This is a genomic window from Dyadobacter sp. CY356 (assembly GCF_021440195.1).
Classification (GTDB): Bacteria; Bacteroidota; Bacteroidia; order Cytophagales; family Spirosomataceae; genus Dyadobacter.
The window spans coordinates 143,930-164,141 of the sequence record NZ_JAJTSZ010000007.1 but is presented as its reverse complement, the minus strand read 5'-3'; the positions used below and the strand labels follow the sequence as shown (position 1 = coordinate 164,141).

The following is a 20,212-nucleotide window of genomic DNA, read 5'->3' as shown; positions in this document are numbered from 1 at the left end:
GCAAATAATTAAAAGATCTTTCAACCATTTGCTGAAATTGCGACTGTTCGCTAAAAGCTAAAAGCTAAAAGCTAAAAGCTATGCTAACGTAGCTTCTCCTTTAACCCAGTTGCAAGGGCAAAGTTCGTCAGTTTGCAAAGCGTCAAGTACACGAAGAACTTCGTCAACGTTACGGCCAACTGCAAGGTCATTTACAGATACCCAACGAATAATTCCTTGTGGATCAACGATGTAAGTTGCGCGGTAAGCGATTTTTTCGTTTGCTTCAAGAATTCCTAATTCTTCTGCAAGAGATTTAGATGTATCAGCAAGCATTGGGAATTGAAGATCACGAAGGTCGTCATGATTTTTTCTCCAGGCCAGGTGTACGTTTTCACTATCTGTTGAAGCACCGATAAGGATTGCATCACGGTCGGCAAAATCAGAAGTTTTTTTGTTGAATTCAGCAATTTCAGTAGGACAAACAAAAGTAAAATCTTTTGGCCACCAGAACATCACCATCCATTTCTCTGCATTGATATGATCCTCAGAAGTGATATCGTAAAATTCGTTTCCTTTTTCAAGAGATACTACCGAGATTTTTTTGAATTCGGGGAATTTCGATCCTACGGATACAATTGTATTTTTCATTGTTGTGATTATTACTGTGGTTTGTATTATTTCTGGTTACAAAACTAGTCACAACAGTAACCCAAGGCAAGATTTGGTGTAGTACAATTCCGGGCAATGCTTGAATTAAATAAATGAATTTATGTTTTCTATTGAAAATGTATTTTGTATAAATTCTGTCTATATATCTATCAATTTGTACTATATGATTATATTGACAAAATAGATAATTATACAAATCTAAGATTGCTACTGCGCCATCACACTCAAAACCGACTCCAAAGCCATTCCTCTTGATCCTTTAATCAATATTAAAGTCTCATGCTGCGGATTGTCCATCACCCAGTTATGCAGCGAAAATTTATCAGGGAAATAATAGGCTTTCGGTAATGCCGGCAGAGCGGCCTGCATATGTTTTCCGGTAAGAATTACGAGGTCAAATTTTGCGTCCGCAACCAGTTTCCCCAAAGCCAGATGTTCCTCTTCCGAAGCATCACCCAGCTCAAACATATCACCCAAAATGACCATCTTATGTTTGGCTTCCATGTTGGCAAAATTGGTAATAGCGGCAGCCATGGATGATGGGTTCGCGTTGTAGGCATCCATAATGACCGTATTTGTTCCGCGTTTCACAATTTGAGAACGGTTATTATCCGGCTGATAATTGGCCACAGCTTCATACGCGTCATCGTCGGTTACGCCAAAATGATTCCCAACCGCAATGGCCGCGCACATGTTGTCAAAATTATATTGTCCTGGAATATGCGTGGTGACGATTTTTCCTTTATTTCCTTCAAAAGTAATCACCGGACTTTCCTGAATTAATTTCGGGTTTACCGGACTGCTTTCTGTGCAGTAAAAAACAATTTCACCAAAAGCTCTGCGCTTGCTAACCATTTCCATGACAGCTTCGTTTTCTACATTGACAAATACAGTTCCTTTCTTTTTAGACAAATAATCCAGAAGTTCACCTTTGCCTTTGATAATACCCTTTACACCGCCAAAACCTTCCAGATGCGCTTTCCCGATATTTGTGATCAAACCGTGTGTGGGCTGCGCGATACTGCTCAGTAATGCAATTTCCTCCTGGTGATTTGCTCCCATTTCCACGACCGCCATTTCATACTTTGCCGCATCAATGGACAGCAGCGTTAGCGGTACACCAATGTGGTTATTAAGATTTCCTTTGGTAGCATAAGTTTTATATTTCATCGATAAAACCTTGGCGATAAGCTCCTTGGTCGTCGTTTTTCCGTTTGATCCGGTTAGTGCAATGACAGGAAAAGTAAAAGTCTTTCTGTGATGCCTTGCCAGATCCTGAAGAGCGGTTAATACGTCATCAACCAATAAGAATTTACCATCCGTTGCTATATCAGAATTATCAACAACGGCATAAGCAGCTCCTTTTTTCAGTGCTTCCGGGGCATAAGTGTTGCCATCAAAATTATCTCCTTTTAAAGCAAAAAAGATACAGCCAGGGGTGATTTGGCGCGTATCGGTACTGATTGTATGGCCTTTGAGATAAATATCGTAAAGCTGTTCAAGAGAGGTATGCATATCAATAATCTGACTTGGTAAAATCTGTAAATAAAGTTTGAAGGTTCCGCTCAATCAAATGCTTCGTAATTTCGTTACGTTTACGAGCTAATTGCTGACCGGATTGACTGACAAAATTAACAGATTATTATTCAACGATGCGTACGAAATTTACCTGCCTCTTATTCTTTATATTTTCCATACTCTTTCTTTCCGAAAGCCGGGCTCAGCAGTCGTGGTTTAAACTGGATACGGTAACGGTACTTTCGTCGGGTGGAAAAGCTTTGTTAAATCCATGGGCAGGCGGTTTGAATGCACCGCAGATAACCAAGATGGACCTGAATGGGGACGGAACTGAGGATCTGGTTGTTTTTGAAAGAACCAGTGGTGATTTGACAACTTTTCTGGCTTCAACGGACCCAGCGAATGCGCAGAAAAAGGTTTTTCTTCATGCCCCTTCCTATGAATATCTATTCCCAAAAATTGATAACTGGCTTATTTTAAACGATTATAACGGCGACGGGTTGAAAGATCTTTTCACCTACACGGCACTTGGAATTACTGTTTACAAGCAAGTGAAAAACGGCAATAATTGGTCATGGCAACTTGCAAAAGATGCTTTGTACACAGATGGATTATCCGGAAATGTAAACCTTCAGGTATCAAGTCAGGATATTCCCGGCATTACAGATATTGACGGTGACGGTGACCTGGACGTAATCACCTTTGATTATTCGGGTGTTTTCATAGAGCTGCACCAGAATATGAGCATGGAGCGGTATGGTGTGCCGGATAGTCTGGTTTATAAAAGAAATGGGCTTTGCTGGGGCAATTTTCAAAAAGGTGATGGTGAGGATTTTGTACTTGGTGGAGATTGTGGAGTTGTACGCAATCCGGATGCCAGCCGTATTTTACACCAAGGGAATTCAATTATGCTGCACGATCTTGATGGTGACGGAAAAAAAGATCTGCTGGTGGGTCATATCAGCAATGACCATATGTCTTTCCTGAAAAATACGGGCGAAAACCTGATTGCTGATTTTTCAAGTTTCACGCATATTTATCCACCGGCTGAGCCTGTTGTTTTTTATATTTTCCCTTCGGCTTATTATGAAGATGTTGATTTTGACGGGGTTAAAGATTTGATCGCCGCGCCCAATGTGTCGAATAATGACGGAAACCTGATGGACTTCAAATCGTCCAACTGGTATTATCACAATGCCGGTACGAGCGATAACGCAAATTTCAAACTGGTACAAAAAAACTTCCTTCAGGATCAGATGCTGGATGTGGGCGAAAATGCCACACCTTCTTTTTATGACATTGATGGCGACGGTGATCTTGATATGATCGTTGGAACCGGCGGAACGCGAGACGGGAATAATTTCAGGGGAAGATTATGGCTTTTGAAAAATACCGGAACGAAACAATCGCCTGCTTTTGAAATTTCTTCGGACAATTTCCTGAATATTCCGGCAACGCTGGATATGTACAATCTGAAAACCCAGTGGGCAGATTTTAATAGTGATGGAGTTCCTGATCTGGGATTTGCCGGAACAACGACCAAAGGTCTGGAATATCATTACATTCCAAACAAAGGCGGGCAAGGTCAGGCTGCGCAGTTGAATGTGGAAGATATGGTCGCGATCACGATGCCCGCTGAATCGCAAATTACCGATTACCCGTTTTTTTACGATACCGATGGGGATGGTGATCTGGACTTAATTGTGGGAAAACCGCAGGGAAATATCATTTATTATCAGAACACAGGATCGGGCAAACAACCGGTTTTGACATTGGTTACAGAAGCATTTGCCGGTATCACTTTAAATTATGAAGGCAGAAATGTTCAGCCGTCGGTCGCTGATATTGATCTGGACGGGAAACCGGATTTAGTAACAGTAGACTTTTCAGGAAAACTGAAAATTTTTCACAGTGCCGAATGGGGAAAATGGACTCAACGCGAAACGCTCCTTGTTGATCATAACGGTATTGCGACTGATCCTTTGTTTGGTGGATATTTATATGCTTCCGTTGCAGATTATAACGGTGACGGAAAACCGGATGTAGCGATTGGAAACAGTACTGGTGGAATTCGTTTGCTTCAGAATGTTTTGCCAATCAGTATTACGCCGGTTGAACCGCCTATCGAGCAAAGTGTAAAAGTTTTCCCAAATCCTGCCGGTGAGTATATTAAAGTACTTTCAACAGAAAATGCATCAATCACAGTATTCAATGTGGCAGGCCAGACTATTCAATCCAATATTATCATAAGAGCGAATATTGAAAAGGAAATTGTAACCTCAAAATGGACGCCGGGACTCTATGTTTTTGAATTTCAAACCAGTCGGGCAAGAGTTACCAAGAAAATTGTGATTCGCTGATTGTTTCAACTTTGGATTAAATTATTACCGGACAAATCACTAAAAATTATAAAATTGCTCTGGTAAGAGTAAATACTATCCCTCAATTACTTAGGAGTTAGTGTCCGCGGAATTATTTAATTTATAATTCGAAAAGACGTATTTCAGGCAGTACGGTACAGGATGCGCTATTTCTGTACGCATGGCAACTTACAGGTTAAATATACAATCGGCTATTTAACCACTGAACATTAAACCCTAAAACCTCATGCAGGCACTTCTTGGTGTACTTTTTCATTTCATTGGCGGTTTTGCTTCCGGCAGTTTTTATATCCCTTACAAGAAAGTAAAAGGTTGGGCCTGGGAAACTTACTGGATCGTAGGTGGTTTGTTTTCGTGGTTAATTGTTCCGCCACTTGCTGCTTATCTTACCATTCCAAATTATACTGAAATTATTGCGCATACGGATGGTAGTGTATTATTTTTAACTTATTTCTTTGGCGTACTCTGGGGTATTGGCGGTTTGACTTATGGCCTGGGTGTAAGGTATCTGGGTGTTTCACTGGGTAGTTCGATCATCTTGGGTTTATGCTCTGTTTTTGGTGCGCTGATCCCTTCGGTATATTACGAATTTAATCCTAAAACAGGTAAAGATGCCATTTCAGATCTGATCAATAGCAGCTGGGGACAAATGGTTTTGCTTGGATTGCTGGTTTGTGTGATTGGTATTATTATATGTGGAAAAGCAGGTGCGATGAAAGATAATGACCTGAAAAAAAGCGGAATCATTTCAGAAAGTAACACCGAATTTAAAATAGGACTTGGGTTGACCGTTTCTATTATTTCAGGTATCCTCAGTGCCTGTTTTGCCTTTGGAATTGATGCCGGAAAAGTAATGGCAGAAGAGGCAAATGCGACCTGGCAGGCGGCAAATCCGGGTCAGGGAAATTTTCTTTTCCAAAACAATGTAACCTACATCGTGATTTTGCTTGGCGGTTTGACAACCAATTTTATCTGGTGTATGCTGCTGAATGCCCGTAACAAAACTTTCTATAACTACACAGACAAAAGCACGCCGCTGCTTTCAAATTACATTTTTTCAGCCCTTGCCGGTACTACCTGGTTTCTTCAGTTTTTCTTTTATGGTATGGGAGAAAGTAAATTGGGCAATGGTGCAAGCTCCTGGATACTGCATATGGCCTTTATCATTTTAATTGCCAATACCTGGGGTTTGGTTTTGAACGAATGGAAAGGTGTTGCTAAAAAAACGCTGACGACCATTGTTGCCGGTATTTTGGTTATAGTGCTGTCTGTTCTGATTGTGGGTTATGGTAATTATTTGCATGAATAAGTTGAGCGCATGAAATAAAAATAAAAACATTCCTGAACCACCTGATAATCTGAAAATATGAATTACATCAAATATGCTCAATTGTTTTGTTTCGCCCAGATTTTACTGGCAGGAAGTTTTGTAGCCGAGGCGCAAAAAAAAGTTTCCGGCGGAGTTTTCAAAAAGTATGAGGTAACACCTGATTTCATAGCCGAAGGCGCGGCTATTGGGGATGTGAATAAGGATGGTAAAAAAGATATTCTTGCCGGGGCATTCTGGTTTGAAGCGCCAAACTGGACGAAACACGAGATTATGCCTGTAAAAGCTTTTTCATGGAAAGACGGTTACAGTGACTCATTTCTGGATTTCAGTTCCGATGTAAACCAGGATGGCTGGGTTGATCTGATCAGGATTGATATTGCCGGAAATCCGGCGGTCTGGTATGAAAACCCTAAAAACAAAGCCGGACATTGGACGGCAAGAGCAATTCACCCATCGATCGGGAATGAGTCGCCGGTTTTTGTTGATATGGACGGAGACGGACGTTTGGATCTTTTGGCCAATGATCCGCAGAAAAAACAGGTTATCTGGCTAAGTCCGCCAAAGAAAAAGGGTGATACGGAATGGGAGAATCACATCATCAGCAGCGATGAGAAAATTGCTACCGATAAATATACCCATGGTCTGGGTTATGGAGATATTAATGGCGATGGGAAACCTGACGTTCTGGTCAAAGATGGCTGGTGGGAGGGAACAGCTGATCCTAAAAAACCGGACTGGAAATTTCATCCGGCCAAATTGAGCCAGGATTGTGCGCAAATGTATGTGTATGATTTTAATCAGGATGGATTAAATGATGTTATCAGCTCTTCGGCGCATAACTATGGAATATGGTGGCATGAACAAGGAAAAGACGGATCGTGGACGGAACATGAAATTGCCAGAGATTTTTCCCAATCACACGGTCTGGGTTTTAAAGATATCAATGGTGACGGATTTCCTGACCTGGTTACCGGGAAACGCTGGTATGCGCATAATGGCGGAGATCCGGGAGCAGAGGATGCGGCTGTGACGTACTGGTATGAATTTAAACCTGGAAAAACGCCGACCTGGATTGCACATAAAGTTGATAATGAGGCCGGAGGCGGTTTGCATGTCGAAATTGAAGATATGAACAAGGACGGTCTGCCTGATTTTGTGATGGGGGATAAAAAAGGAGTCCATTATTTTGAACAACAAAAGCAGTAATTTCGCTTACCTTTAATACGCACTTTCAATCATCCATTCATGAAATTCGGTATCAATACCTATTTATTTTCCTCTCCCTTCACCAACGAGAGCATAAGCTTTTTTCCAAAGTTTAAAGAATGGGGTTTTGATTTTGTTGAAATTGCTGTGGAAGATCCTTCCAATATTAATGCTGTTTTGATTAAAAAAGCATTGGATGATCATGGTCTGGAATGCCGGTCGGTATGTGCCGCAACAGGGCCGGGGCGCGACTTACGTGGAAACAGAAAAGAACAGGTTGTGGCATTGGAATATGTTAAACAACTGATCGATATAGCACCCGTTTTAGGAAGTTCGTTGGTGGCCGGTCCGATTTATTCTGCTGTTGGCAGAGCAGATTTGGTTCCTGAAGATGAAAAAACAAAGCAGTGGATTACCGTTGTGAAAAGTCTTCAGATACTTGCTGCTGATGCTGAAAAAGCGAATATTAAACTAGCCATTGAACCGCTAAACCGATACGAAACGGATTTGATCAATACCTGCGAACAGGCGATGAATCTGATTAAGGATGTTGGAAGTGATGCACTTCGGATTCATCTGGATGCGTTTCATATGAATATTGAAGAAAAAGATCCTGCTTTGGCTATACTTAAAGCCGGAAGCAAATTAGCACTATTACATGCATCCGGCAGTGACAGAGGTACACCTGGCGGTGATCAGATCAACTGGGAAAGAATTTTCGTCGCACTTGACAAAATTGATTATGCCGGTGATATCGTGATAGAATCTTTTACACCGGATGTGAAAATTATTGCCAAAGCAGCTTCAATTTGGCGGAAAATGGAACCTTCGAAAGAAGCAATTGCCGTAGACGGACTCAAATTTCTTCGATCTTTAAACCTGTAATCACCGTCCGAAATTATCTTTTGAAAAAAAATAAAAGATAATACTTGCACAGGAAAAAAATATAATACAACTTTGTCTATCAAAATAGTAGATTTATAAAGAACGAAGGGAGAGGTTAGGCTCAATGATCTTCTGGCAACCTATGACTAATAAGGTGCCCCAACCTAATTCTAATGATAAATCTTTAGAATCCACTGAGTAAAAATTGTTGCCCGAGATATTACGTTGAGGGAATTTGTTGTCTTACTCTGAAAAAGAGTGATTTATTTGAATTTTTAATTTATCGGTCTAGTTAACTGGTAGAGAATATATACTTTATATTATTTAGATTTAACTCCTATGAAAATGAATCGTTTTTTATTTGCAATTTTTTTCTTGACAACCGTCGCTATTTCTGCGGAAGCACAGACCAGACAACTTAAAGAAGGTATCTGGCGGGGCGTGTTCAAGGTGGGCGAAACGGATGTCCCTTTTAATTTTGAAGTAAAGAAGAAAGAAGGAAACCAACTTGTGCTAACAGCAATCAATGGCGACCGGCGTGATGATTTTAACGCAAAATACTATTCGACAGATTCGTTGCAGGTAACGATGAATACTTTTGAAGCGGCATTTTTTGCAAAAATACAAAACGACGGAAGTCTGACCGGTGTGCATAAAAGTCTGGTGCCAGGTGTGAACAGAGCAATTCCTTTTACAGCTCAGCCTAATAAAAATTACCGGTTTGTGGAACCTGGCAAAGAAATTAAACCAGGTGCTGATATTACTGGAAAATGGCTTGTGAAAATCCAGTCGGATAAACCTGTTGCTGACCGTGTGGCTGTATTTGAGCAAAAAGGAAATAAATTGAATGGTATTATATTATCCATAACCGGCGACAGTCGTGAATTGCAGGGAAATGTGCAGGGAGAAGAATTTTTGCTTTCAGGTTTTACCGGATCAAGTCCTTCCTATGTTACCGGAAAAATTATAGATGGAAAATCAATTGAAGGTGCTATTGGTTTTGGTCCGAACGCTACGAAGTTTAAAGCTGTAAAAGACGACAATGCTGCTTTGGCCGATGCTTATTCACTTACTTTCCTGAAACCGGGTTATGACAAACTTGATTTTACGTTCCCGGATCTTAACGGGAAACAGGTTTCATTAAGCGATGATAAATACAAAGGTAAGGTGGTGATCATTGAATTAATGGGAAGCTGGTGCCCGAATTGTATCGATCAGGTATCTTTCATGGCACCGTGGTACAAGGAAAATAAAAGCAAAGGTGTCGAGATTATCGGTTTGGCTTTTGAAGCTAAAGATGATTACGAATTTGCAAAACGCACCCTGACAAAATTGAAAACACGTTACGATGTGCAGTATGATCTGCTTTTTGCCGGCAAAAATGATAAGGATGAAGTAGCCCGAAAACTGGTTGCGCTCAAAGAATTCATCGCCTTTCCAACGACGATCATTGTTGGCCGTGACGGAAAAGTGAAAGAAATCCATACCGGTTTTTCGGGAAAAGGAACAGGACAGTTTTATGATGAGTATGTCAAAAAATGGAATGCAGATCTTGCTAAACTGATTGCTGAGCCCTTACCGTAACTTCTTCTTCAATTAAAAGATAACAGACTAAAATTTAAATTATGGAAATTTATTGTGATAGCGCTGCAACGACGGCCATTGATCCTGAGGTAATTGAAGCAATTTTGCCTTATCTGACAACCAATTTTGGAAATCCTTCATCCAGCCATTGGGCAGGCAGGAAAGTCCGGGAAATGATTGACAATTCCCGTAATACCATTGCCAGATTACTGGGTGTAACGGCTGAGGAAATATTTTTCGTCTCAGGTGCTACGGAAGCCAACAATCTTGCTTTGTCAGAATCGATCAGGGAATATGAGTTGACGCACGCCATCACAAGTAAAATCGAACATAAAGCGGTTTTGCAGCCTTTACTGAAGCGTGAAAAGGAGGGTGATATCGAGATCAGTTATGTAAAACTGGATAAAAAGGGAAATGTCGATCTTGAACATCTTGAACGTTTATTAGCAGCCAATCCGCAGACGCTGATCAGTTTGATGCACGCTAATAATGAAATTGGTAATATCACCGACATTGAAGCCATCAGCAGATTGGCGAAAAAATATAATGCCATTTTTCACACCGATACCACACAAACGATTGGTAAGGTAAAAATTGATCTGAATGAATTTCCGGTTGATTTCCTGGTGGGATCTTCCCATAAGTTTCACGGTCCAAAAGGCGTTGGATTTATTTATATCAATAAAAAACATAAGTTAAAACCGCAGATTTTAGGCGGAGCGCAGGAAAAAGGGCAAAGAGGAGGGACGGAAAATGCGATTGGTATCGTAGGTCTTGCCAAGGCACTTGAAGTTGCATACCGCGACTTTGACAGTATACATGAAAAAACCGCAGCGCTTAAACAACGATTGATTTCCCAGCTTGAAAATCGCGGTATTGCGGAAATTGGTTTTAATGGCGAAAGTAAATCTGAAACAAAAAGTTTGAGTTCTATCGTGAATGTTTCTTTTCCTTGTTTGCAATCTGGAAGTCTGGTTAATAGTCTGGATACATTCGGTATAGCGGTATCCGGTGGGAGTGCCTGTTCGAATTTGGGTAATGGTGGCTCTCATGTGATTTCGGCGATTCAACATGAAAGTAATAGGGAAAATGTTCGTTTTTCTTTCAGCAAATTTAATACGACCGAAGAAATAGACCATATTGTCAACACGATTGTAAAGATATATGAAGTTGATAATAGCATAGCCGAGGATACTGCTAGCGCCCAACATTCTTTTAGCCTGGCGCTGTGACCGGGCCTGATTGCGGTTTAATGTTGTAATACCTTTGATATTCACCGTTTTAGTTAATAAATATTAAAACTTTTCTAAAACGGTGAATATCCGGTTTTGAGTTTTGATTGATTTAATATATTGCTTACATTGTATGAGGTATTTGTTTAAGTATCAATGCAATAGTGTTTTAGATAATGATGACGGTAAACATGATTTCAAATGAAAGCCACGTACCAGATTAAAATTGCATATCGCAAAAACCTTAGTCTACATAAAATAACTTCGCTGATCGAATCGGTGAAAGGTGTGAAAATTAAACATCTCAATCTGATCAGCAAAGGAAAGAGTTTTGTTGGTGTGCTTGCATTGGAAGTTTCACAAATAGTTGACCTCGATTCAGTGGTTACACTCATTCGTAAAAATCGTGATGTATCTAATGTTGAAAAGATAAATCCTGTTCACTTATCTTTTAAGACTGACCTTTCTTTATCAATTTAATTATCCTGAAAACAATTCTTTCCAGGGTTCCCAATAAAGTGTCTGCTCTCTGATCAATTTTACAATTCCTTTTATTTAATTTCTGTCGAATCTGTTTGTAAGAATATTTCTGATGTTTTGCAATTATGTAGTCAACTACATATATTTGTTGATAAAAAAGAAATATATGATAAACCGACCTCAAATTGCTCCAATAGGAAATTCACATGCTGCACAGGTTATAGATCTGATACTTCCCATTCAGCAGATAGAATTTGGTGTTCCTATCACTTTGAAAGACCAGCCGGATCTTCTTGATATAGAAACCAGTTATCATGCAACGGGAGGTAATTTCTGGGGCGTGATTTACGATGAAAAAGTAATCGGAACTATCGCTTTGATCGGTATAGGAAACGGGCAGGGTGTCATCCGGAAGATGTTTGTCAACAAAGATTTTCGGGGTAAAGAATTTGGTCTTGCCAAGCAATTGCTTGACAATCTGATTGAATACTGCAAGTCAGAAAACATTACAGATCTTTATCTGGGAACAGTTGATCTATTGAAAGCTGCGATGCGTTTTTATGAAAGAAACCATTTTATGAAAATTGAAAAGAAAAACCTGCCGGCTGCTTTCCCGATCATGTCGGCCGACAATGTTTTTTATCATTTAGAGATTGAAAAGTTATGATGAATAGTATCGATCAATCCGGAATTCTAGCCATTTCCACGCGATTGCAACGGATTAGCGATCGTTTAAGGAAGGACGGATTACAAATCTATAAAGAAAACGGCATTGAGTTTGAGCCCAAGTGGTTTCCGGTTATATATACTTTACAACAAAAAAACGCGCTCAGTATCGGCGAACTTGCAACTGAAATAGGATATGCCCATCCGTCAACGATTAGTTTGTTAAAAGAACTCGAAAAGGAAAAACTGATTATTTCAACAAAAGATAAATCGGATGACCGCCGAAGACTGATTTCATTGACGCCAAAAGCCGAAGAATTGATTGGTAAAATGAAACCTGTCTGGGAAATCATGGTAGCCGCCATAACCGAGCTGACTGATACGACTAATAACATCATGCTGGCTATTATTGAAGTTGAAGCGGCTTTTAAAAGAAAGAGCTTTTTGGAAAGAGCACTCAGCATTATGGAAGAAAATAAAGACGCAAAAGTATCTGAAAATAAAATTGAAGTAGTAAAAATTTCAAATCCCGAAGATCTGAAAACGGCATTCGCTATCAGACGCCAGGTATTTGTGATCGGTCAAAATGTGGATGCGGTGGCAGAAGAAGATGGAAATGATATAGCGACGCATTATCTGGCCAAAGTAAATGATTTGCCTGCCGGAACGGCAAGATGGCGAAAAACTGAAAATGGATATAAACTCGAACGGTTTGCAGTGCTAAATGCGTATCGTGGAAGTGGGGTAGGTGGTGCGCTTGTACAGGCCTTGCTATCAGATTTGCCGGAAGGCGCGCGGGCATATTTACATGCGCAGGTCAGAGCTGCTAAATTTTATGAAAAAAACGGGTTCTCAAAGTTCGGTGAATTGTTTGTGGAACAGAATATTGAACACGTGAAAATGGAGTTGTTTAAATAAATTTGGCGGTTAGCCAGTCAGTTTATACCAACTGGCTAACCGCCAAAAGCTAACCGCTATTTACAGTGTAAAGGAAACTCTGGCGAACAGAAATCTTCCATTAAAACCGAATTGCTGTCCGGTTCTTGAATAAGGAAAATAACCGGCTCCGGTATTTCCGCCAATCGTTTTGTCAGGATAAATATCCAGCAAGTTATTAGCCCCAAGTGTAAAACGGACACTGCTGGCAATGTCATAACTTATTGCAAGATCGGTAATGACCTTACCACCAAAAGTCTGAGCATCGGCATCTACGTTGGTCGCAGCATCAACCGGGCCGAAGTACACATTCCTAAAAAACACACCGAATTTATTAATATTATAACTTAGCGTCAGATTACTTTTAATACGTGGCACCGCAGATTCAAAATAGGTTCTGCTTGCTTTGTCGAAATAAATATTTTCTTTTCCAATAAGTAAAGGTGATGCCTTGATTGGTCCCACCACATTTGTTTTAACAAAAGTACCGGACAAGTCTGCACGGAAACGTCCTTTTCCTACACGTTCCGAATAGGTAATTACAGCGTCAATTCCTTTGGTTTCGGTATCAATGGCGTTTGCAAAAAAACGTGCAGTTTGTGCATTTGCCTGGTCCAGTAACTGGTAAATTTCTTTATCCTGAGCAGATGCTGTCGCACTATTGCTGCCTGTGAAATTTCCGGTATAAATAACCCGGTTATTAATTCTTACATAATATCCGTCAACAGTCAGTTTGAAATTTCCGAAACTGCCCGTTACACCCAAACTATAATTTTTAGAAGTTTCCTGTTTCAATGCCGGAATTCCAAGCAATTGCGCAGGTCGGCTGTCATTTGTAAAAGTACCGGACTGAATGATTTGTCCATCAACAAACAAACTTGACGTAGCACTAAAATAACGTTGGTGCAAAGATGGAGCACGGAAACCCGTACTGGCAGCTCCACGAATGGCCCAGGTTTCGCCAAGTTTGTAACGTGTAGACACTTTCCAGTTTAAAGTCGATCCAAAATCAGAATAGTTCTCAAATCTTAACGCACCATCTACAAGCCATTTTTCTGTAAAATTCAGTTCAAGATCCGTATAAGCAGCAACAGAAGTTCTAGAAACGTTGACAGCATTTTCCGGACGGAAACCTGGAAAGGCTTGCGCACCTCCGCCATACGGGCTGCCATTTTGAGCTCTGCGAACCTGCAAATTTCCGGTGATGTCCGGAATCAGAATATCTTTGCCTGCTCCATCGGTTCCTACTTTGATCGCGCGGCCATAATCTGCATAAGAATTTTCTTCACCTTCCACAATTTTGTAGTTTTCAAAACGATGCTCACCACCAAATGCGACGTTTAGGCCACTAAGTACATTCTCGAATTTCCGGTTTAAATCTATATTCGTTGTATTTTGTGCAAACCGGTAACCTCCATCTGTAAAGCTGGTTGGTGAGGCTTTAAGTAAAGATGCATTCAGAGAATTTGTTGTTGTAAAATCAATTTGATTCCGGCCAAAAGTATTACTAAAATCAGCATTCCATTTTCCAACTTTTCCTCTGATACCGGTTGCAAAAGACTGGTCATAATTATCAGTACCGATCAAAGGCAGATATCCCAGTGGATAAATTTCCTGGATATTCTGCGTGATCTGAGCCGGTTGGCGACGGAAAGCTGCCGATTCCCCGCTTCTGTAATTTAATCCGCCAAAAGCATAAAATTCGGCTCCTTCGCTTAAAGGAATAATACTATTGAACATAAATGAACCGCCGCGACCGGATGCCTGGCCTATACGGGAATTGAAATCAGAACGGGTCATCCCACGTCTTTGCAATTCAGCATTGGTAATATCAACGCCGGTTGGATTTGGGTAAAGTGAAGGATTGTTATAATCACTAAAAATCACACCGGTGAATTCTTTCATACGGTTTGTTGGATTCCTGAAATCAAAAGATCCCGCCAGATTTAAAAAACCTCCTTTGGCCCCCAACGCCAACCCATAGTTCAGATTTGCCTGAACATTTTCTCCGTCGATGGTGCCTTCCGAATTTTTTGATACATAACCACCCGTTGTAATATTGGCACGTAACTCATTGACATTATCTTCCAAAATGATGTTTATTACCCCGGCGATTGCATCGGAACCATATTGAGCCGCAGCACCATCTCTCAAAATTTCAATTTTCTTGATGGCCGAAGTTGGAATCGCATTTAAATCAGTACCAACAGATCCTTTCCCGAAAGTCCCGTTTATATTGACCAGCGAGGTAGTATGCCTGCGTTTTCCGTTGATCAAAACCAAAACCTGATCCGGGCCTAAACCGCGAAGTGAAGCCGGATCAATATGATCCGTTCCGTCGCCCAGCACCTGCGTATTGGAGTTGAAGGAAGGCGCAACATAATTTAAAATCTGGTTTAGTGAAACCTGACCAACATCTTTGACGATTCTTTGTACGTCAATTACATCCACCGGCACAGGCGTATCGAGTTGCGAGCGTGGTTCTCCGCGAGAACCCAATACAACAAGTTCATTCAGGGAAGTAATTTGTAAATCAAAATCCAGTTCAAGTGTTTGTCCGCTTGTGAGCGTAACCACTTTCTGATTGGGAGCAAAGCCGGTAAAACTTGCAGTGATAGTGTAAGTCCCCGCCGATAAAGATAATTTATAAAAACCTTGGGCATCGGTAATTACACCGGAACCTTGGCCCTGAATATATACAGATGCTCCCGGCAATAAATCCTGTCCATCTTTCACGCTGCCCTGGATTACGGACTGGGCAAAAGTTATATTGGCAGTCAGAAAAAACAGAAAAATAGTGGCTTTCAGATTTTTTAGAAGTAATGTAATTTTCATAATGGTAATTGTTTGATGAATAATAAATGGTTTGCAAACGCAAATCACCATGGCGGCGTCAAACGCTTGTAAAAAGTAGATTCCGGAACGAGAAAACTGATTTAATTTTAAAGTTAGAATTAGACTTTTAAGAATGGCAAAAGAAGAGATTCATCGTTCAGGAAGCATGCCAGTTAGCGATACTAATCAGGTTTAAATTGTAACATCAGGTTAACAGTATAAACCTCAATATTCTCTACTAATCTGGTAGACAAAAGTAATTTAGTTTTTGTTAAGTCCAAATGCTGTTTAAATCAGCTACCCGCAGCTTACAGGTTTTTCGCATTCTTTTCATTTAAGTATTGATATGATAGTGAGCCTTTTAACTCTCTATTTATTATAAATATACTATTTGTAATAAATATAATATTTATCCATAAAAAAATAAAAGTTATGATTTAGTAGCATGAAGATTGGCATATCTCATATTTGAATATCCCTTAAATGTATTAGGAGTAACTAAGGTATTGAGCATACTTAAATGTGACTTAAATTCTCCCGGGCACTTTTTAATGTACTGTTAATGAACTAATTTTAGGGTTCCTGACCAAAGTTTATATTTTAAAAAGCTCTCACCGTCAACGTTAAATGGTAAAATTATATCTCCTCAGATTTATTCTGATGTTTAGAAGGAGAGGTATTATCGTCATGGCGATATTGGCGTTGTGCTGTTTAAATGCCTGTGAAAACTCAGATTTAATTAAAACGGATCACACCGCCTATGTAGATTCGATCCGTGAGCAAGCTAAGCGTATCATGGATAAAGGAGAAAACAAAAAGGCACTGGCTTTTTTTGATTCTGCTTATCAGGTTATCAGTAATCCCGGAATTGGAGACGAAGTCAGGAAATTGAGCTTTAAAGGCCAGGATTATTTTCCGAAAACGGGAGATAATTATAAAGGAATCGTACAGCTCGATAGCATATTTTTTCTATTATCTACCGAAGAATTAAGGAAAAAATACATCCGGGAATACTCCACGGCTCTTTTTCAAAAAGGAGATCTTCTTTTTAAAATCAAACGTTATAGTGACGCGTATCAGTTTTATTACCGCGGAAAACTAATTGCGCAAACCATCATGGACCCATGCGCGGTCAGCGAATATACCTATCGGCTCGGAATGGTAAGTTATAAACAGTCCAAATATTCTGAGGCTGTGAACAATTTCAGGCAGTGTTTTGAAGATGCCGCTTTCTGCATACATGATTTCCGGAATTTAGCCTTTCGGCAGGAGTTACTTGCCAATATTGCGTTGAGTTATAGTAAGTATAACATGACGGATAGCTCACTATTTTATAGTAACAAAGCCCTGGTTTTTCTCAATGAGGAAGGTAAGAAATTTCCTGAACGTAAGGATTATATCAAAATGGCGGAAGCGGTAATTTATGGAAATCAGGCTGGGGAATATTATAAAAAGGGGGATACACTTGCTGCTGAGAATTTATTAAAGAAAAGTATCGCTACGAACCGCAATAAAGGATTTGACATTGCAGATTCTCAGGTTTCGATGGTAAAGCTGGGAGAGTTGTATATAGAAAAACGAAGACTGGAAGACTCACATGAAATAGCCGCACAGTTAAAATCTTCACTTGATTCAAATTATAATCTGTATGCTGAAATTGGTTTGAATAAGCTGAACTGGAAGTATTATGATAAAACCGGCGAAACGGAAAAGGCATACGTTTCTTTGCAGCATTATATGTTTTTGAAAGATTCGCTGGACCGTGAAAATAAAAATCTGGTTACCGCGGATGTGGACAGAGAGTTTCAAAGTCTGGAACAGCAATACAATTATTCGTTGCTTAGCAAAGAAAATGATCTGAAAAAAAATTACTTGTACGTAACGCTGCTTTTTTCGCTGATGGCGATTGCCATTTTGTTATTGTTATTTCAAAACTGGAAAAGCTCCAAATTAAATGTTTCTGCACTTACAAATCTGAACAAGCAAATAACATTTCAGAATAAACAACTGGAACAGACCCTGGACGATCTCAGGCAGAGCAATAAGGATAAGGACAGGATTTTAAAAGTAGTGGCGCACGATTTAAGAAATCCGCTTGGTGCAATATCTTCCATTGCTTCTCTTTTACTCGAAGAAGTTGACTTTTCACAAGAGCACATGGAATTTGCGAGATTGATGAAAACATCAAGCCTGCATTCCATGGAAATGATTAATGATTTGCTGGCGGCAAATTTTAACTACCGGCCGGAAGAGATGAAAAAGGATGTAGTAGACATGCGAATGCTGCTTCGTGAATGCATTGAACAATTAAAATTCAAAGCTGACGAAAAGGATCAGAAAATAAAGCTGGAAATTACCGCAGATATTGTGGTATTAGCCGATAAAGAAAAAATATGGCGGGTTTTAAGTAACCTGATCGTTAATGCTATCAAATTCAGTCCGTCAGGATCTGTCATTGATGTGAAATTAATTGAGCGCAATCAGAAAATGGAATTATCAATTAAAGATCAGGGAATAGGTATTCCGGACGAACTAAAGGATAAGATCTTTGATGCCTTTACGGATGCAAAAAGAAAAGGAACTTCCGGTGAGCAGCCATTTGGATTGGGGCTTTCAATTTCAAAACAGATCATAGAAGCACATGGGGGTAAAATATGGTTTGATAGTATCGTGAATAAAGGAACAACATTTTACCTGGAATTACCGGCTGCCAAAGAAAAGTCTGCATTTGCTATGTCTCCTACCTTAACAGATTAATGTTTTGGTATATCAATAAAGGAAAAAGCAGATTATAGAAATAATCTGCTTTTTCCTTTATAACGATATTGAATTCCTTTATGCCAGTATTTCCTGTTCTTTTTTTGAAGCACTTAGTTTTAAAACCTGAGTAGTTCTTTCACGGGTTTTGGCTGCAAGTTTAACATCCTCCGCTAATGAACTTCCAAAAGATGGGATCAGTTTTTGTAATTGTTGCTTCCATTCCGCCGTAGCAGCCTGATCTTTAAAACAACGCTGAATCAGTTCAAGCATGATGGAAACCGACGTAGATGCTCCCGGAGATGCACCCAGCAAAGCTGCCAGCGAACCATCCGAAGCCGTTACCATTTCTGTTCCAAATTCCAGGACACCACCTTCTTTTTTATCTTTTTTGATAACCTGCACACGCTGACCGGCTTTTTCAAGTTCCCAGTCTTCCATACGTGCCTGTGGCATGTAATCTCTCAGTGCCGCAAGTCTGTCTTCAGGCGATTGTCTAACCTGATCAATCAAGTATTTGGTCAACGGTATGTTATGAATACCAGCGGCCAGCATAGGCTTGATATTGTTAAATTTAATGGAACGCGGAAGATCCAGGTAAGATCCGTTTTTCAGGAATTTTGTGGAAAAACCTGCGTATGGACCAAATAATAATGCTTTTTTTCCGTCTATTACACGTGTGTCCAAATGTGGAACTGACATAGGAGGAGAACCAACCGCTGCTTTTCCGTAGACTTTTGCCTGATGGCGTTCTATAATTTCCGGGTTATTGCAAACCAGCCATTGACCGCTTACCGGAAAACCTCCAAATCCTTTTCCTTCTGGTATATCTGATTTTTCTAAAAGTGGCAAAGAACCGCCGCCTGCTCCGATAAACACAAAAGGCGTACGCACTTTCTGTGTCTTGCGTGTTGACAAATCTTTAACATCGATTGTCCATGAACCATCGGATTCATGTTTGAAATCGTCAACTTCATGATTCAGGTAAAGATTAACACCTTCCTGAGTTTCCAGATAATTAAATATGGTTCTGGTTAAGGCCCCGAAATTCACATCCGTACCCAAATCCATGCGGGTCGCAGCAACGGCCTCAGACGGATCTCTGCCATCCATAATTAAGGGTACCCAGTTTTCAATTTCAGCAGAATTTTCAGAATATTTCATACCCTGAAACAAATGATGTTTTGTCAGCGCATCAAATCTTTTTTTCAAATAGTCAACATTGTCCTCACCCCAGACAAAACTCATGTGAGGGATATGGCGAATGAATTCTTCCGGCGCCCCGGTAATTTTATTTTCTACCAGATATGACCAGAATTCCTTTGACACTTCAAATGATTCAGCAATTTTAATCGCTTTATCAATAGCAACGGAACCATCTTCTTTTTGTGGCGTATAATTCAATTCACAAAAAGCCGAATGACCGGTTCCTGCATTGTTCCATGCATCAGAACTTTCAGCAGTCACCCTGTCCAGTCTTTCAAAAATAGAAATTGTAAAAGCAGGATTCAGCTTTTTAAGCAAAATCCCAAGCGTTGCACTCATGATACCTGCGCCAATCAGCACGATATCGGGAGTACTTGTTTTTATAGACTTTTTGGTACTCATTGTGTAAGAAAGAATTATAGTTCATTAGGCCATCAGCCCGGAAAAATCCAAAATCTCTATAATGAACAATAGTGCTTGTACTAATTGTTTCCAAAATAAGCCAATTGAAAAAATAAATGCACCAAAAAACTGAAAGTTCTTTT

At 40.0% G+C, this 20,212-nt stretch carries 14 protein-coding genes and 1 riboswitch; of the genes, 10 read left to right on the top strand and 4 right to left on the bottom strand.

What is annotated here, in order from left to right; all coding sequences use genetic code 11:
* Window positions 1-78: 78 nt before the first annotated feature.
* On the bottom strand, window positions 79-630 hold the full coding sequence (locus LXL81_RS21635; RefSeq protein ID WP_194123129.1) for a peroxiredoxin: 552 nt from the start codon (window positions 628-630) through the stop codon (window positions 79-81).
* 228 nt (window positions 631-858) lie between these two features.
* On the bottom strand, window positions 859-2,166 hold the full coding sequence (murF, locus tag LXL81_RS21630) for a UDP-N-acetylmuramoyl-tripeptide--D-alanyl-D-alanine ligase (protein WP_234648994.1): 1,308 nt from the start codon (window positions 2,164-2,166) through the stop codon (window positions 859-861).
* A 137-nt stretch (window positions 2,167-2,303) separates the two neighbouring features.
* Here murF and LXL81_RS21625 point away from each other — a divergent pair, with 137 nt between their 5' ends.
* From LXL81_RS21625 to LXL81_RS29180, 9 genes are all read left to right on the top strand, one after another.
* Complete coding sequence (locus LXL81_RS21625; RefSeq protein ID WP_234648846.1) at window positions 2,304-4,529, top strand: FG-GAP-like repeat-containing protein; 2,226 nt, start codon at window positions 2,304-2,306, stop codon at window positions 4,527-4,529.
* Between the two features lie 247 nt (window positions 4,530-4,776).
* On the top strand, window positions 4,777-5,859 hold the full coding sequence (gene rhaT / locus LXL81_RS21620) for an L-rhamnose/proton symporter RhaT (protein ID WP_234648845.1): 1,083 nt from the start codon (window positions 4,777-4,779) through the stop codon (window positions 5,857-5,859).
* A 57-nt stretch (window positions 5,860-5,916) separates the two neighbouring features.
* The gene (locus tag LXL81_RS21615; RefSeq protein ID WP_234648844.1) at window positions 5,917-7,086 is read left to right on the top strand and encodes a VCBS repeat-containing protein; all 1,170 of its coding nucleotides are present in this window, start codon (window positions 5,917-5,919) and stop codon (window positions 7,084-7,086) included.
* A gap of 39 nt (window positions 7,087-7,125) precedes the next feature.
* Entirely contained in the window at window positions 7,126-7,971 is an 846-nt protein-coding gene (locus tag LXL81_RS21610) for a sugar phosphate isomerase/epimerase (RefSeq protein ID WP_234648843.1), read from the top strand.
* A gap of 90 nt (window positions 7,972-8,061) precedes the next feature.
* Window positions 8,062-8,154, top strand: a riboswitch (SAM riboswitch).
* 162 nt (window positions 8,155-8,316) lie between these two features.
* Window positions 8,317-9,555, top strand: a complete 1,239-nt coding sequence (locus LXL81_RS21605) for a peroxiredoxin (RefSeq protein ID WP_234648842.1) — start codon at window positions 8,317-8,319, stop codon at window positions 9,553-9,555.
* A 41-nt stretch (window positions 9,556-9,596) separates the two neighbouring features.
* On the top strand, window positions 9,597-10,787 hold the full coding sequence (locus LXL81_RS21600) for a cysteine desulfurase family protein (RefSeq protein WP_234648841.1): 1,191 nt from the start codon (window positions 9,597-9,599) through the stop codon (window positions 10,785-10,787).
* A gap of 201 nt (window positions 10,788-10,988) precedes the next feature.
* The gene (locus LXL81_RS21595) at window positions 10,989-11,267 is read left to right on the top strand and encodes an ACT domain-containing protein (RefSeq protein WP_234648840.1); all 279 of its coding nucleotides are present in this window, start codon (window positions 10,989-10,991) and stop codon (window positions 11,265-11,267) included.
* A gap of 166 nt (window positions 11,268-11,433) precedes the next feature.
* Complete coding sequence (locus tag LXL81_RS21590) at window positions 11,434-11,934, top strand: GNAT family N-acetyltransferase (RefSeq protein ID WP_234648839.1); 501 nt, start codon at window positions 11,434-11,436, stop codon at window positions 11,932-11,934.
* Window positions 11,931-12,851, top strand: coding sequence for a bifunctional helix-turn-helix transcriptional regulator/GNAT family N-acetyltransferase (locus tag LXL81_RS29180; RefSeq protein WP_310589606.1), 921 nt, complete (start codon window positions 11,931-11,933; stop codon window positions 12,849-12,851). Before LXL81_RS21590 ends, LXL81_RS29180 begins: the two co-directional genes overlap by 4 nt.
* Before the next feature lie 60 nt (window positions 12,852-12,911).
* On the opposite strand, the gene LXL81_RS21575 is transcribed toward LXL81_RS29180, so the two are convergent.
* The gene (locus tag LXL81_RS21575) at window positions 12,912-15,704 is read right to left on the bottom strand and encodes a TonB-dependent receptor (protein WP_234648838.1); all 2,793 of its coding nucleotides are present in this window, start codon (window positions 15,702-15,704) and stop codon (window positions 12,912-12,914) included.
* A 660-nt stretch (window positions 15,705-16,364) separates the two neighbouring features.
* Here LXL81_RS21575 and LXL81_RS21570 point away from each other — a divergent pair.
* Window positions 16,365-18,461 carry a HAMP domain-containing sensor histidine kinase gene (locus tag LXL81_RS21570; RefSeq protein ID WP_234648837.1) on the top strand — a complete coding sequence of 699 codons (2,097 nt, stop codon included), beginning with the start codon at window positions 16,365-16,367 and terminating at the stop codon, window positions 18,459-18,461.
* A gap of 78 nt (window positions 18,462-18,539) precedes the next feature.
* Here LXL81_RS21570 and LXL81_RS21565 read toward each other — a convergent pair whose 3' ends face one another.
* Complete coding sequence (locus LXL81_RS21565) at window positions 18,540-20,069, bottom strand: malate:quinone oxidoreductase (RefSeq protein ID WP_234648836.1); 1,530 nt, start codon at window positions 20,067-20,069, stop codon at window positions 18,540-18,542.
* Window positions 20,070-20,212 lie beyond the last annotated feature (143 nt).

What these genes read in the sequence shown, in the direction of transcription:
- rhaT (WP_234648845.1), top strand. Translation starts at nt 4,777, where the DNA reads ATGCAGGCACTTCTTGGTGTACTTTTTCATTTCATTGGCGGTTTTGCT.
- LXL81_RS21600 (WP_234648841.1), top strand. Translation starts at nt 9,597, where the DNA reads ATGGAAATTTATTGTGATAGCGCTGCAACGACGGCCATTGATCCTGAG.
- LXL81_RS21635 (WP_194123129.1), bottom strand. Translation starts at nt 630, where the DNA reads ATGAAAAATACAATTGTATCCGTAGGATCGAAATTCCCCGAATTCAAA.
- LXL81_RS21610 (WP_234648843.1), top strand. Translation starts at nt 7,126, where the DNA reads ATGAAATTCGGTATCAATACCTATTTATTTTCCTCTCCCTTCACCAAC.
- murF (WP_234648994.1), bottom strand. Translation starts at nt 2,166, where the DNA reads ATGCATACCTCTCTTGAACAGCTTTACGATATTTATCTCAAAGGCCAT.
- LXL81_RS21605 (WP_234648842.1), top strand. Translation starts at nt 8,317, where the DNA reads ATGAATCGTTTTTTATTTGCAATTTTTTTCTTGACAACCGTCGCTATT.
- LXL81_RS21625 (WP_234648846.1), top strand. Translation starts at nt 2,304, where the DNA reads ATGCGTACGAAATTTACCTGCCTCTTATTCTTTATATTTTCCATACTC.
- LXL81_RS21570 (WP_234648837.1), top strand. Translation starts at nt 16,365, where the DNA reads ATGTTTAGAAGGAGAGGTATTATCGTCATGGCGATATTGGCGTTGTGC.
- LXL81_RS21595 (WP_234648840.1), top strand. Translation starts at nt 10,989, where the DNA reads ATGAAAGCCACGTACCAGATTAAAATTGCATATCGCAAAAACCTTAGT.
- LXL81_RS21615 (WP_234648844.1), top strand. Translation starts at nt 5,917, where the DNA reads ATGAATTACATCAAATATGCTCAATTGTTTTGTTTCGCCCAGATTTTA.
- LXL81_RS21565 (WP_234648836.1), bottom strand. Translation starts at nt 20,069, where the DNA reads ATGAGTACCAAAAAGTCTATAAAAACAAGTACTCCCGATATCGTGCTG.
- LXL81_RS21575 (WP_234648838.1), bottom strand. Translation starts at nt 15,704, where the DNA reads ATGAAAATTACATTACTTCTAAAAAATCTGAAAGCCACTATTTTTCTG.
- LXL81_RS29180 (WP_310589606.1), top strand. Translation starts at nt 11,931, where the DNA reads ATGATGAATAGTATCGATCAATCCGGAATTCTAGCCATTTCCACGCGA.
- LXL81_RS21590 (WP_234648839.1), top strand. Translation starts at nt 11,434, where the DNA reads ATGATAAACCGACCTCAAATTGCTCCAATAGGAAATTCACATGCTGCA.